The organism is Mycobacteroides chelonae CCUG 47445, from assembly GCF_001632805.1.
GTDB classification, from domain to species: domain Bacteria; phylum Actinomycetota; class Actinomycetes; order Mycobacteriales; family Mycobacteriaceae; genus Mycobacterium; species Mycobacterium chelonae.
This window is the reverse complement of sequence record NZ_CP007220.1, coordinates 3,854,065-3,868,686: the sequence shown is the minus strand read 5'-3', so window position 1 is coordinate 3,868,686 and position 14,622 is coordinate 3,854,065. Positions and strand designations below refer to the sequence as shown.

General features: G+C 65.1%; 11 protein-coding genes. 8 read left to right on the top strand and 3 right to left on the bottom strand.

What is annotated here, in order from left to right; translation table 11 throughout:
* The first annotated feature begins 1 nt into the window (after nt 1).
* Nucleotides 2-556: a CGNR zinc finger domain-containing protein gene (locus BB28_RS18885; protein ID WP_046254631.1), complete on the top strand. Its 555-nt coding sequence runs from the start codon at nt 2-4 to the stop codon at nt 554-556.
* Between the two features lie 13 nt (nt 557-569).
* On the opposite strand, the gene eccE is transcribed toward BB28_RS18885, so the two are convergent.
* Nucleotides 570-2,204 (bottom strand): type VII secretion protein EccE, encoded by a 1,635-nt coding sequence (gene eccE / locus BB28_RS18880; RefSeq protein ID WP_046254630.1) that lies wholly within the window; start codon nt 2,202-2,204, stop codon nt 570-572.
* Nucleotides 2,205-2,411: 207 nt separating this feature from the next.
* Between eccE and eccB the strand changes: the two genes are divergently transcribed.
* On the top strand, nt 2,412-3,890 hold the full coding sequence (gene eccB / locus BB28_RS18875) for a type VII secretion protein EccB (protein ID WP_046254629.1): 1,479 nt from the start codon (nt 2,412-2,414) through the stop codon (nt 3,888-3,890).
* 18 nt (nt 3,891-3,908) lie between these two features.
* Here eccB and mycP read toward each other — a convergent pair whose 3' ends face one another.
* Nucleotides 3,909-5,351, bottom strand: coding sequence for a type VII secretion-associated serine protease mycosin (gene mycP, locus BB28_RS18870; protein ID WP_046254628.1), 1,443 nt, complete (start codon nt 5,349-5,351; stop codon nt 3,909-3,911).
* Complete coding sequence (gene eccD, locus BB28_RS18865) at nt 5,348-6,883, bottom strand: type VII secretion integral membrane protein EccD (protein ID WP_046254627.1); 1,536 nt, start codon at nt 6,881-6,883, stop codon at nt 5,348-5,350. The genes mycP and eccD overlap by 4 nt, the downstream gene beginning before the upstream one ends.
* A 267-nt stretch (nt 6,884-7,150) precedes the next feature.
* Here eccD and BB28_RS18860 point away from each other — a divergent pair, with 267 nt between their 5' ends.
* The 6 genes from BB28_RS18860 to rpsI all read left to right on the top strand — a co-directional run bounded on the left by BB28_RS18860 (nt 7,151) and on the right by rpsI (nt 14,533).
* A complete protein-coding gene (locus BB28_RS18860; RefSeq protein ID WP_046254626.1) occupies nt 7,151-11,137 on the top strand; it encodes a type VII secretion protein EccC in 3,987 nt (1,328 codons plus the stop codon).
* Nucleotides 11,134-12,513 (top strand): type VII secretion-associated protein, encoded by a 1,380-nt coding sequence (locus tag BB28_RS18855; RefSeq protein WP_046254625.1) that lies wholly within the window; start codon nt 11,134-11,136, stop codon nt 12,511-12,513. Before BB28_RS18860 ends, BB28_RS18855 begins: the two co-directional genes overlap by 4 nt.
* 142 nt (nt 12,514-12,655) lie before the next feature.
* Nucleotides 12,656-12,934 carry a WXG100 family type VII secretion target gene (locus BB28_RS18850; RefSeq protein WP_046254624.1) on the top strand — a complete coding sequence of 93 codons (279 nt, stop codon included), beginning with the start codon at nt 12,656-12,658 and terminating at the stop codon, nt 12,932-12,934.
* 49 nt (nt 12,935-12,983) lie between these two features.
* Nucleotides 12,984-13,271, top strand: a complete 288-nt coding sequence (locus tag BB28_RS18845) for a WXG100 family type VII secretion target (RefSeq protein WP_030096755.1) — start codon at nt 12,984-12,986, stop codon at nt 13,269-13,271.
* 288 nt (nt 13,272-13,559) lie between these two features.
* Nucleotides 13,560-14,003, top strand: coding sequence for a 50S ribosomal protein L13 (gene rplM, locus BB28_RS18840; RefSeq protein WP_030096756.1), 444 nt, complete (start codon nt 13,560-13,562; stop codon nt 14,001-14,003).
* Complete coding sequence (gene rpsI / locus BB28_RS18835; protein ID WP_030096757.1) at nt 14,000-14,533, top strand: 30S ribosomal protein S9; 534 nt, start codon at nt 14,000-14,002, stop codon at nt 14,531-14,533. The genes rplM and rpsI overlap by 4 nt, the downstream gene beginning before the upstream one ends.
* Nucleotides 14,534-14,622 lie beyond the last annotated feature (89 nt).

Here is a 14,622-nt window from a genome sequence, read left to right as displayed (position 1 = left end):
AATGCTTTTCACTCATGACACGGAGCAGGGGCTGAAATCGGCGGCTGAGCTGATCAACACCGCCCGCAACGATCGGGAACTGCTCCCTGATCCGGACGCATTGCCGCCGCTGTTGGATCGGTACGGCTGGACCGGCAGACGTGACGGTGATGAGGCCGAGCTGCAGGCCGTGAAGACGCTACGGACCCGGTTGGGTGATATCTGGGCGCATATCAACGACGAGGAGTACGTGGTCCGGCAGGTCAACGCCTTGCTGGCCGATACCCACGCCTCGCCGTGGCTCACCCGGCATGTCGAGGAACCCGATTGGCACCTGCACATGGCGGCCAGTGACGCGCCGCTCGCGGACCGCCTGGGTGCCGAGACCGCCATGGTGTTCGCGGATCTGGTGCGCACCGGCGAACAGCGGCGTTTGAAGACCTGTGCCGCCCCGGACTGTGATGCCGTCCTGATCGACTTGTCACGCAACAGATCCAGGATGTTCTGTGACACCGGAAACTGCGGTAACCGGCAGCATGTGGCCGCCTACCGGGAACGTATGCGGGACGAGCTTTGAAGCCGCGAAACTTCTACTGTGCGAAAGCCTGTATCGGTCGGCCCAGGTAGGCCAACTCATCGCTGACCGTCACGAGGCGGACCTGAATGGTCTCGCCACCGGCGGTCAAGAGGATGTGGTCGCCGTAGCCGTTGGGCTGGTCGATGATGACATCCGGCCGGGCTGGAAGCGCGTCGTATTCGCTGCTGATGATGTGCAGTGCCGTGCAGTTGCTGGGTAGTGCGGTCGGCTGCATGCCATCCACCACGGCCAGGGTGCATCGGGGGTCGATAAAGCCTGGGCCACTCGCGAATTGGATGCGGTTGGCGTCGCCGATCGAGGTCACCATGACATCCCACATATGGGGACGGTCGGTGTAGACGACCACAAGCGCTCCGATCGCCACCGCTCTGAGCACCACCTGCTGGCATACGTAGAGTTCGGCGCGGACCACCACGGTATGGACGCCCTGTCCGGACAACCGTGCGGCGATCGCGCGGCCGGACATATCCGAGCCGATCAATTGTCCGCAGCCCGACGTCGGCAGATGAATGCCGTCGAGCTCCTCGTTGCTCATCTCGATGCTGCGGGTCAGGTACTCCAACCCGATGGCCCCCACGGGAAGTCCGGCGAAGAACGCGTCGCGCTGGCTCCCGTTCAGTGAGGTCATTCCCGTGGAATGGCGTATCGGAAGTTGTTCGTCGGTTGCCCACCGCACCAGTGCGCCAACCGATGTGCGGCCCTTCGCGGCCGGGCGCAACCGAACCGTCACGGTGGTCTCCAGCGTGGGCCGAGCCCACAGTCCCGTGAGAGTGGCATCGGTGATGTACCACGGGTCAATTCCCATGGCGACGTTGTAGGAGTCGATGAGCATGAGCCCACCCCACTCCTCGTGCATGGGTGCGCCCGCGTACTGCCGGAGCATTTCGGCGCTGATCCGGTGAATCTGGCCCGCCTGCAGGATGGTGCTGGCGCAATGGGCCGCCGCCAATGCCCGGCGGACCCGTGCGGTGGCGATGACGGCACATCGTTCCGCGCCGCGCCGGCTGCCTCCCCGGCGGAAGACCGCGTCGACGTTCGCGCCGGGGTCGAATCTCAGTACGACCCAGACGGTGCGGATGGCGACGGCAGGTAGCGGGCCCACCAGCCGGTCGTACCCGCCGCGCAGGACCGTGCCCTGTGCGGTGCGTTGGCCGTTGCTGATGACGTCGATGCTCTCCAGCTCGATGTCGTTCTGGTGCATGCACTCCCGCAGCACGCGCAGGGGCACCAGTGAGTCGGTGGCGCAGTGGTCCGGGGTGATGACGGAGGGGTGGCGTTGGGTTGCGCTGACTTCCAGCACCGTGATGAGTTTGCCGTTCTCCCAACGAGTTCCGGTCCAGCTGTCCTGGCTGCTGGGGGTGTCGGCGATGCTGCCCGAGCTTCGGTAGGTGCGGCCCGTCAGATACTTGAATCCGGTAACTGCCCAATGCCTGACCGTCTGACCGCCCCAACGGCCGAGGACGAGTGCCAAGGACACGATCGCGATCAACAACGCGGCCCACCACGGCCAGCCGAACAGCAACGAGACCAGGACCGCGGCGAGGATCAGCAGCTGCGAGATCACCATGATCTGGATGGGCATCGTGGCCCGACGCACCTGTTCCGGAGCCGCCCCGCTCGAGGTCACCGTTCCCCCTTCTGTCCCACCGTCATGCCGCGCCGACCCGACTCGGGCATCGCGGTTGCCACCCGCAACCTATCGTGGTTGCCCAGTATTGCAATAGGCTGCATGGCCGTGTGGCCGGTACGTAGGATCTGACAAGATCCGGGGGCAGGCCTAGAGGCATCGCTAGGTCGTAGATCCGAGTTTCGCAGACTTCCTGGAGGGGGGACGATGGCGCGACAACCGACAACCCGGCTGCAGGTCAGCGGGTACCGGTTCCTGGTGCGGCGTATGGAGCACGCACTGGTTCGCCGTGACGTCCGGATGATCCACGACCCAATGCGGTCGCAGTCCAGTTCGCTCATGGTCGGCATCGTGCTGGCCACCGTTGTCGTTGCCGGTTGTGCGATCTTGGCGTTCTTTCGGCCCAACATGCCGCTGGGCGACCAGCCCATCGTCATGGCCAAGGACACCGGTGCCGTCTACGTCCGTATCCAGGACACACTTCACCCCGCGCTCAATTTGGCGTCGGCCCGGTTGATCTCCGGGAACAACGAGAATCCCAAGCCGGTCAAGGACTCGGAGCTAGCCAAGGCGCGTCGCGGCCCGCTTGTCGGGATTCCCGGTGCGCCGGCCTCCATTCCGGGGCCGCTGACCGGCGACGACACCATCTGGACGGTGTGCGATGTCGCGACGCCCCCGCCTAGCTCCACCGTCACCTCCACGGTGATCGCGGGCAAGGTGACCCTCGAGAACGGCAACGAGGAGATGCCCAAGGACAGGTACGCCCTGGTGACCGTGAACAGCCAGATGTACCTGCTCTATGACGGCAAGCGCGCGGCGGTGGACCTGACCAACCCCGCGGTGACCCGCGCACTGCGTCTGGAAGGTGTGACACCCCGGCCGATATCGATGAACGTGCTCAACGCCATTCCCGAGGTTCCGGCCATCGCTCCGCCGCCCATCCCCGATGCCGGAGGGCCTTCGCCCATCACCACCGGTGGTGTTCGCGTGGGGTCGGTCATCAAGATGAGCCGGGCGGACTCTGCCGAGTACTACGTGGTGCTCTCGGGTGGGGTGCAACGCGTCAACGAGGTCACCGCCGATCTGATCCGGTTCTCCGACTCTCAGGGCGCGCAAGACATCGTCTCCGTCGCCCCGGATGTGATTTCGGGACACCAGAGCCTCAATGTGCTTGCGGTACAGACATTTCCGGACCGTGCCGGAAAGATTGTGGATGTCCCGGAGAAGTCGGTGCTGTGCAGCAGCTGGAAGCCCGGTCAGGAGAAGACGCAGGAACACGCCTCGACCAAGCTTTTGATGGGTAACTCGCTGCCGTTGAAGACCGATCAGGCACCGGTGGTCCTGGCGCAGGCCGACAAGGAGGGCCCCAACCTCGACACCGCCTACATTCCGCCCGCGCGTAGCGCATTCGTGCGGTCCACCGGCCTGGGTGGCGATACCGGGCGTGCCGAGTCTCTCTATCTCATCCTCGATACCGGCGTGCGTTTCGGCATCGGGAATCTGGAGGCCGCCAAATCTTTGGGGCTCACGGTTGAGCCCGTTCCGGCCCCGTGGCCGGTCGTCGGGCTGCTGCCACCGGGGCCTCGACTGAGCAAGGAAGACGCACTCGTCGTGCACGACGGAATGCCGCCGGACAAGACAGGTTTGGCGATCAATCCGTCGACATCGAGCACACCGCCTGCTTAAAGGAGCGTGCCACCGCCGCTATTCGGTGGAGTTGTCCCGGCCCTGCCGCAACTTGCGAACCGGCGCGAGCATCGCCAGCGCCGCGGCGAGAAATGCCGCGCAGACCGCTATTCCGATCAGAGCGACACGGCGTGGCCGTGGGTCGGGCGGCGCGGGTGCGGGCGGCAGCTGCAGCTTCTTGGCCGCGTTGGCCCGGGCCAGATCGCTGGTGGTGCCCAGGTCGTCGCTGACCGCGGCCAGCGCGTCCACCACGCCGTAGCCCAGATAAGGGTCCCAGCCGCCGGGCGGGCGGTGTGCCGTGTTCTTGATGCGGTCCATCACCTCGCGCGCGCTGAGCTGAGGGAAGCGTGAACGCACCAGCGCGACAACGCCACTAACCACCGGCGCGGAGAAGCTGGTGCCCTGAATGGGTACCGGACCCTGCTCGCCCATGTAGGCGTTGGTCAGCGCGTCACGGTTGGGGTCCAGCGAAACGATGTCTTCACCGGGCGCCGAGACATCGACCCAGGGGCCGCCGAGACTGAACTTCGAGGGCTGCCCGTCCGGGCCGATCGAGCCCACTGTCAGGACGAGGTCGTTGTACCAAGCCGGACTCACCGTTTCCAGGACGGCATCCCAGTCCGGGGTGTTGGGCCGCGCCGGATCCGGTGGCGGGTTCTGGTTCTTGCACTGGCCGTCGCCGACATTTCCCGCGGCGACGACCACTACGACGTTCTTGACGTCCACGGCGTATTGCAGGGCAGCGCCCAGCGGTCGGTCATCCAGGAATTGTTTGGCGGAGGCGCACGCCACCTCGGAGATGTTGATGACGGTGGCGCCGAGGTCGGCCGCGGTGCGCACCGCCATGGCCAGGGTGTCGACGTTTCCGACGCCGCTGATCTTCGAGGGATCGTCCCTGTCGCCCCCGCCGCCCTTGTTCTTCACCGCGAACTTGGCGCTGGACTGGCGAATGGTGATGAGACTGACGTCGGGTGCGATACCGCTAAACGCGCTCGCCCCCGTGGGATCCGGTGCAGCGGCGATGATTCCGGCCACGATGGTGCCGTGCGCATCGCAGTCCTGGGTGCCGTTGCCGCCCTCGAAGACGTAGTCGCCGCCCGGGATCAGTGGTGGCAGCCGCGGGCTGCGCGCCACACCGGTGTCGATCACCGCGACCGTCTGGCCGGCGCCGCGCGACAGCTGCCACACCAACGGCAGATCCAGCCCGCGCTGCTGGGTGGGCACCTTGTTGAGGTCGCGCTTGGGGTCAATGCCGGGGAATCGGCACAGTTCCTTCTGCTCCGTGGGCTCGATGGGAGCGGCGGGACGCGGGCCGGGAAGCATGCTCGGATCGACGGGAAGTGGAGCGAAGGCACGTGCGGTCGCCAGCATGTGCATCGAACCGGTCGCCAGCTGCGATGCCATCGCCAACATCACAACGGCTGCAGCGGTGGCGACGCGGCGGGCCACGCCCAGGTTCATGGCAGGTTCAATCCCCGCACGGCGCTGTACACGCCACACACCCAGACCGCGATCGGAACGATCAGCGATAGCGCGATGTATTCGATGATCTCCACCGTGCGGCGGGCGACCGGTGAGTACTTGCGAGCGGACACCAGGAAGCCGAGGGCGATGGCCGAACCGGCCGCGATCGCCGCAAACACGGTGGTGAACACCGCCGCCGTCGGGTACGCGACCGCGATGAATGCGAAGGCCGCTGCCGGAATGGCCAAGCCGCCCAGGTTGATCGCGACCGTCTGTGCGAGGTCGGCGTGCGAGCGTGCCCGAAGCATCATCGCCAGCGCGATCAATCCGGCGAGCACCACACCACTGAATCGGTGCGCACCGGTGGGGTGATGATCACCGGCTCCGGGGAAGGTCAGCGCCGCCAGCATGGCGCCCACCGCGGTGACGGCGGATGTGCCGCACACCAATCCGGTCAGTACGGCGTGCGCCCGCAGCGCCTTCTCACGAAGATCGGGCAGCGGCGGCAGTGCCGTGGCGTCCTCGACGTCATCACCCTCGGTATCGAGTCCGTCGAGACCTTCGATGGCTTCGATCGGCGCCGTCGAATGTTCGGGACGTGAGGGTGCGCCCTGCGTGGGCACCGGGGGAAGCGGTAGTCGGGCGAGCGCCATGGCCACACGCGGCGACAGTGCCACCGCGCAGATGCCGACCGAGCCGAGCGCAGCGCCGAGGCTGTAGATCGGAGGCTCGAAAAGCACGTAACCCAGGGCCGCACCGAACCCGAGTAGAGATGCCGAAGCGACCGCGACAAGGGACATCGTCCCGGTGCCGGTCGCACGCATGGCGAGGACGGATACGACCATCGCCACCATGAGTGCCAGCATCACGTGTGGGGCGCCATACTTTCCCGGTACGAACAGCGCTCCGGCCACCGCCGAGAAGCCGACGGCGCAATGGCTCAGCATCACCGAGGCCAGGGAATCGTCATAGACCCGATTCGCGAACACCGCGGCGGTGATGGCCACCAATGCGATCGCCACGGCGATGATGGGAAGAAGCAGGCCGGGATTTGTGGCTCCGGCGCGTAACAGCGCCGTCGCACCGAGCACCGCGGCCAGGCCGCACGCGGACGCGCCGAGTATCCGGGCAGCGGTCCGGCTCCACGGATGCGCCGACACGGTCCGGAAGGTAGAGACAGCAAGGAAGACGTCGTCGAACAGCGGATCCGGTGCGGCCACATCGGACGCGGTGAGAATCAGTTGATCACCATCGCGGACCTCCAGCTCCCCAAGGGTGCTGGACATCTGCAGCGGTGGCTGACCGGGCCGGGACAAACGCCAGTGCGTTTCCACGGCGTCCTCCGGGCTGGTCAGCTCGGGGACGCCTACATGTTGGTTGATGATGTCGACGATCGAGCCGACCAAAAGGGCCAGCGGAACACTCGTCGGCAGCGCCAGGTCGACCTGGGTGCGCTCAGCCTGGATGGAAACGCGGCACAGTTCGAGTACCGCCGAACGTTGCTCGGCGCCCGACTGCGCATGTGTCATGCTGTGCCCCCTACCTGCCCCCACGGTCATTGATCTTTGCGCATGCACACTAGCCGAACGCTGCTGAGCGCCGCCAGCGGTTCGATGCATCCGGGCGAACGCCAACCACGCGACCAGCGGCTGCAGCGATCTTGTGAGCGAATTCGTTGCGGCGCCGGATATAACGGCCCTATCCTGTAGCCCGCCGTGGGCTGGGCGGTAGCGTGGGTGCCACAGATTGCCACGAGATGTGACGCGGGGGAACCGGAGGGCCAGGGTGAGCACGGGGTGAACACCACAATATTCATTCGTCGGCCTCGGCTTGCGGTGCCTCGTGTCCCGGGCGGCGAGGTCAATGTGCAGCCGCCGCCGGAGATTCCGCGGCCGGTCCCGTCGCCGATCATCGCGAAGATCATGCCGCTGGTCATGGTCGTGGCAATGGTGGGCATGATCGCCTTCTTCGTCACCTCGGGAAGCTTCGGTGGTGGGGCAGGCGGCGGGATGATGCGCAGCCCGATGTTCATGCTGTTCCCGATCATGATGATGGTTTCGATGGTCAGCATGGTGTCCAACAGCGGCGGCAAGGGAGCCAAGACCAGTGAGATCAACGAGGATCGCAAGGATTACCTGCGGTACCTCGAAGTGGTGCGCAAGAACGTCACCGATACCGGTGCGGCCCAGCGCAAGGCCCTGCTCTGGAACAACCCGGACCCCGCCGCGTTGTGGACATTGGCCGGTGGCCGCCGCATGTGGGAGCGGCGTCCCGGAGACAGCGACTACTGCCATGTGCGTGTCGGAGTAGGGGATCAGCGTCTGGCGGCCCAGTTGGTGGCGCCGGAGATCGGCCCGGTCGAGGAGCTGGAGCCGGTCGCGTCAGTGGCGCTGCGGCGATTCGTGCGGACGCACTCGCTGGTGCCCGAGCTGCCTATCGCGTTGAACCTGAGAGGTTTTGCGGCCGTCACCATCGACGGTTCGCCGGAGGTGGCGCGAGGCATGTTGCGCGCCATGATCTGCCAGCTCGCGATGTTCCACGGGCCCGACCAGTTCTTGGTGGCGGCGGTGGTCAATCGGCATGCCGCCCCACACTGGGACTGGCTCAAATGGCTTCCGCACTCTCAGCATCCGAGCGCCTTCGACGGCGTCGGCTCATCTCGGCTCGTCTACCACTCACTGGGTGAGGTCGAGGAATCGTTGGCGTCGCTGATCACCGAGCGGGAACGGTTCTCGCGGACCGCGCAGCCTTCCCCCGACCGGCCGCAGATCCTCATCATCGTCGACAGCGGCACGCTGATCGGGTCCGAACGCCTCATTGTCGACCACGGCATCGATTCGGTGACCCTGGTCGAGATCGGCACCAGGGTGGATCCGCTCGCGGCCCGTCGCGGTATGCAACTGGAGCTGACCGAACGCGGGTTGGGTGCCAAAGGCAACGTCGGGTCCGAGGTCTTCGCCCACCCGGATCACCTCACCGTTACCGAGGCGATGGCGTGTGCGCGCCGCCTGGCGCCCTATCGGGTGCTGACGGGCAGCGGCGACGAGGTTCAGATCCAGACCGAGGTCAGCACGCGCTGGTCCGACATCGTGGGCATCGGTGATCCCGGGCTGCTTAACCCGGAAGTAGTGTGGCGCAACAGGGTTGGCCGAGACAGGCTGCGGGTTCCGATCGGTATCGCGGTCGACGGCACTCCGATGGAGCTGGATATCAAGGAAGCCGCCGAGAACGGCATGGGTCCACACGGGCTCTGCATCGGTGCGACCGGTTCGGGTAAGTCGGAGTTCCTGCGCACGTTGACACTCGGCATGATCGCGACCCATTCGCCGGATGCGCTCAACCTCGTGCTCGTCGACTTCAAGGGTGGAGCGACATTCCTCGGTCTGGATCGAGCGCAGCACGTCGCGGCGATCATCACCAACCTTGCCGAAGAGGCGAACCTGGTGTCCCGCATGAAGGACGCTCTCGCAGGCGAGATGAACCGGCGCCAGGAGCTGTTGCGCGCCGCGGGCAACTTCGCCAATGTCACCGAGTACGAGCGTGCCCGCGCCGCCGGTGCGTCCCTCGCCCCATTGCCGGCACTGTTCATCATCGTCGACGAGTTCTCCGAGTTGCTGAGTCAGCACCCGGATTTCGCGGAGTTGTTCGTCGCAATCGGCCGTCTGGGCCGGTCGCTACATGTGCATCTGTTGCTCGCTTCGCAGCGTCTGGACGAGGGTCGTCTGCGCGGGCTGGAATCGCACCTGTCTTATCGACTCTGCTTGAAGACGTTCTCTGCCAACGAATCGCGTGCCGCCATCGGCGTGCCGGACGCCTATCATCTGCCCAACACCCCTGGTTCCTGCTACCTCAAGGACGATTCGGGCGAGTTGACGCGATTCCAGACCTCCTACGTCTCGGGCGCATATGTGCCGTACGGACCGGCGCGTCGGGCCGTCTCCTCGGGAGGCGGAGGTGCGGCGCCGCGCCTCTTTACCGCTGCGCCGGTGGCGCTGCAGATGCGTCCGGTGGAAGTGGTCGAAGATGACACTCCGGCCGCGTCCGAAGGGGCACCAGGAAGGTCGGTCATCGACACGATCCTCGATCGCGTTGAGGGGCATGGCAATCCGGCTCACGAGGTGTGGCTTCCGCCATTGGATGATTCGCCCACGCTGGGCGACCTGATTCCTCGTCACGGTCGCGCCGGTTTCGACGCGGTGGGCAGCCTGACCGTTCCGATCGGAATCGTGGACCGGCCGTACGAGCAGCGCCGCGACCCGTACATCGTCGACCTGTCCGCCGCGGCGGGCAACGTCGCTATTGTCGGTGCACCCCAGTCCGGGAAGTCGATGGCTATCCGCACCCTGGTGACCTCGCTCGCGGTGACACACAGTCCCGCGCAGGTGCAGTTCTACTGCCTGGACTTCGGTGGTGGCACGCTCACGTCGTTGGCGCAGCTGCCGCATGTCGGTTCGGTGGCCAGCCGCCTGGAATCAGATCTGATCCGGCGGACTTTCGCCGAAATGCTGACGATCGTCAGATCGCGTGAGAATGCCTTCCGCGCCTATGGAATTGACTCGATGGCCGAGTACCGGCGGCGCAAGGGTGCCGGTGACCCACAGCTTGCGAATGATCCTTTCGGCGACGTGTTCTTCATCATCGATGGCTGGTCCACCGTGCGTCAGGAGTTCGAGGCCCTCGAGCCACAGGTCACCGCGCTTGCGGCGCAGGGGCTCGGTTTCGGTGTGCACACGGTGGTCACGGCGTCGCGCTGGGCCGAGATCCGCCCGGCCCTGAAGGACCAAATCGGCACGCGCGTCGAGCTTCGTCTCGGTGATCCGCTCGACTCGGACTTCGACCGCAAGCTGGCACAGCTCGTGCCTGATGGCAGGCCGGGCCGGGGTATCACCCGCGACCGTCGGCACATGCTCATCGGATTGCCACGCGTCGACAGCGTCTCGTCGAATCAGGACCTTGGTGAGGCGATCAGTGCGGCCGCGGCGAGCATGCGCCAACGCAGTTCGGCAGAAGCGCCGAAGGTTCGCATGCTGCCGCACAAGATCGATTACGCCGCGCTGGTTCCGCAGGCACCTCAAAACGATCAGCCGAACCTGCGCATCCTCGTCGGTATCAACGAAACCGAGCTGGCTCCGACGTTCCTGGAGTTCGGCGAGCAGCCGCACATGATGATCTTCGGCGACAGCGAGTGCGGCAAGACCGGCTTGTTGCGCACCATGTGCCGCGAGATCGTCCGTACCACCACTCCGGAGCAGGTGCAGCTGTTCATCGTGGACTATCGGCGCACCTTGCTCGGTGTCGTCGAGACTGAGCATCTAGCCAAGTACGCGATGTCGAGCAATACCCTGGTCGATGAGGTGCCCGCGTTGATCGAGCTCCTCAAGTCGCGCATGCCGGGACCCGATGTGACTCAACAGGAATTGCGGGACAGGTCATGGTGGTCCGGCCCGGAGATCTACATCCTGGTCGACGACTATGACCTGGTGGCGCTGGCAAGCGGAAACCCGCTGCTGCCGCTGGCGGAGTACCTACCGCACTCGAAGGACATCGGCCTGCACGTTGTGATCGCACGCCGCACCAGCGGTGCCTCGCGGGCGATGTTCGAGCCGATGATGGCGCGCATGAAGGACTTGTCCTGCATCGGTTTACAGATGAGTGGCAACAGAGACGAGGGTGTGTTGTTGGGGACGGTCAGACCGAGTGAGCAGCCTGCGGGCCGCGGCACTCTGGTCATGCGCTCGGGCGGCCAACAACTGATCCAAGTGGCCTGGAGCGATCCGCAGTGATTCTGGATCGCGACCCGCAGATAGGGACGCGGGTAGCGATCGAAGTGACCGAGACCGCAGTCCGGGCGCGAACCGACGCCGGCATCCGCGAGGCCGGGCATTCCGATGTTCGGTCGGCGGTCGCAGCACTCGACGACGAGATGGCCCTGTTGCCAGGTCGCGTGGTTCCGTCCCGTGCGCTCTGGGCAGCCCTGTTCGAGTCGTTGCTCACTGATCAGAATGCTCCGGTTCGCCTCGATTCGATGCAGCTGATCCATCCGACGGCGTGGAGTCCTGGACGGCGCACCGTGCTGTCGAATGCCGCGCGGATGATGGCCGCGACACTGACCGTGCGGTCGCGCGCCATCGCTCTGGCCGAGCGCGGTGTGCGCGCCGATCTGTCGGGGCGCTCCCTGGTGGTGGTCGAGGTGTCACCCGGTGAGGTCGCCGTCACCGTCGTGGCGCACGGCTCTGCCGGTGAGCCGGAGGCGACGGTTCGGCATCTCGAAGAACGGTCCTGGGAGACCAAGAACGCCGCAGATGTTGCACGCGCCGTGGCGCGTGCCGTCGAGGAGGTGGCCCGCGGCGAACCGACAGGAGTCGCCGCGATCCTCGTCGACTCGGCCGATAGCGACATGGGTGAGGCGATCGTCGACGCGGTCGATCGGATCGGCTTGACTCCCGGGGTATCGCAGGTCGCCGGGGATTCGGTGTTCCGCGATGTCGGTCAGGCTCCACGGGCGCTGGCGTTCATCGATGAGCCGGCAGAGGAGCCCATTGTGGCCAGAAGGCCCGAATGGACACCCGCGTCGCCCGCAAGATCCACGCCGCGGCTTCCCGCGTGGTGGCCGCTTGCCGCGATTGGCCTGGCCGCGGCCGTGGTTGTCACCGGTGTTGTCTTGACTGTGGCCTCCGCGCGCGAGCGGCACCCGTCGCCCACGGCACCCGTCGCGGCGACATCGCTGCTGGTAGAGGGGCATGTGCAGTTCATGGTGCCCGCCGAGTGGGCGGTACGGCGCATCCCTGCGGGCGGTTCCGGTTCAGCGCGGGTCGAGGTGATCTCACCCGAGGACCCTGAGGCGGTCGTGCATGTGACCCAGGTGCGGGTGAAGTCGACAGAAACCTTGGCCTCAACAGCGGAGACGCTGCGAGTTGCCATGACGAAGGAGCCGCCGGGGGTGTTCACCGATTTCAAGGCCGACGACCGCAAGGCGGACCGGCCGGCGGTCACCTACACCGAGGTTCGCGAGGGCCATGACATCGCGTGGACAGTGCTTCTGGATGATGACCTGAGAATGGGAGTTGGCTGCCAGTTCAAGAAGAATAGCTACATTGATGTCGAACAGGCTTGTGATCTGGCGATCCGAACCGCACATGCGGTAAAGTCGGGTAACTAGCAAGATTGCTGAAAAAAACTTTGAAAAAGATGGAACCGATCTGGCGGTCAGGCCATCGTATGTAGTTGTAAGGACAAAACCGGCCAGAAACCGGAAGTCACACCCGTGACTGGCCGGGCCTGGGGACAAGGGAGGAACTGAAGTGGCTGTTTTTCAGAATGACCTGGCGTTGCTCGATTCCACTGCCAAGAAGATTGACGGCAAGTACCAGGAGTTCACCGCGATGCAGTCCCAGCTGCGGGACCGCGTAGCGGTGGGTACCAGCACCTGGCAGGGGCAGGCGCGGCATGCCTTCGACGAGGCGATGGCTCGTTTCGATCAGGAGATGGGCGACATCCAGAAGGTGCTCGTCGGGATCCACGACACCATGGAGTCGAACAAGCGTCGCATCCAGGAGATGGACGAGGGCCAGACCTTCTAAGCGTCTCGTAATAGTCATCAAAGACATCACATAGCAAAGGGGATTGACCATGCAGATTACTTACAACCACGGCGAGATCGATGCGCTGGTTGCCGATGTCAAGGGCATCATCAACAAGTTCCAGGCCGGCCTGGAGGAACTGCAGCACGACATCCAGCCCCTGGTCCAGCAAGCTGAGGGCCAGGAAGCGACTGCTTACCAGGAGTACCAGAAGGCTTGGCACCAGTCCGCTGAGGACCTCAACCAGATCCTGACTCAGCTCAACTCCAAGGTTGACCAGGGTAACCAGGATGCGCAGCACACCGACCAGAGCGCTGCGGGCGCCTGGCACGGCTAAATCGCCGACGGTTTGTTCAAGACCCTGTGGGGCCTTGGTGGGGGAGAGCCACCAAGGCCCCACAGTTTTTTCTTGGGGGTGTCGGGGCTGCCCACAAGGCGGGCTCGGCCGCGTTTTGACCTGCGGTGACGTGGCCCGGTAAGCTGCTCCGTTGGCGTGCGGTATGTCTTCGCACACGAGGCTCGGGTCACCACTGGTCGCCGAGATCAACCTCCACCGTCCGCCATGACCAGCGCTCCGAACGGCAACAGCCGTCCGGGGATCCACCCGAGTAGACAAGGAAAGACTGTGCCTACCTACACGCCGAAGGCGGGTGACATCACCACGAGCTGGTATGTCATCGACGCCACGGATGTAGTGCTCGGCCGTCTTGCCGTTCAAGCAGCCACCCTGCTGCGCGGCAAGCACAAGCCGACCTACGCCCCGCATGCTGATGGTGGCGATTTCGTCGTCATCATCAACGCAGAGAAGATTGCCCTCAGCGGCAAGAAGCTCACCGACAAGTTCGCCTACCGTCACTCGGGCTTCCCGGGCGGTCTGCGCAAGCGCAGCATCGGCGAGCAGCTGGAGAAGTTCCCCACTCGCACGGTGGAGAAGGCAATCATCGGCATGCTGCCTAAGAACAAGCTTGGCCGCCAGATCGAGCGCAAGCTGAAGGTGTACGCAGGTCCCGAGCACCCGCACGCCGCGCAGCAGCCGATCCCGTTCGAGATTAAGCAGGTGGCTCAGTGACCGATATCGCCGAAGAGCAGACCCCCGAAGAGAACGCGGACATCGCAGTGGACGGCGGCGACCAGGCGGTCGTCGAGGTCGTTGTTGAGGATTCCGCCGAAGAGACTGCCGTCAAGGCCGCTCCTCGCGGGCCCGTCGTCATCGACAAGCCCATCCAGACCGTTGGCCGCCGTAAGGAGGCCGTCGTCCGCGTGCGCCTCGTCCCCGGTACCGGCAAGTTCCACCTGGATGGCCGCACTCTGGAGGAGTACTTCCCGAACAAGGTGCACCAGCAGCTCATCAAGGCGCCGCTGGTCTCCGTCAACCGTGTGGACAGCGTGGACATCTACGCTCACCTGTCCGGTGGCGGCCCTTCGGGTCAGGCGGGCGCGCTGCGTCTCGCCATCGCCCGTGCGCTCATCATCGTGGAGCCCGAGGACCGTCCGGTGCTGAAGAAGGCCGGCTTCCTCACTCGTGACCCGCGTGCGATCGAGCGTAAGAAGTACGGTCTCAAGAAGGCCCGTAAGGCGCCTCAGTACTCGAAGCGCTGATCGACCCTGTTCGTCCGCGTATTGCGCCGGCACACAACCTGTGTGTCGGCGCAATCGCGTTATTGGGCCAGTTTGGTATGACTGGTTAT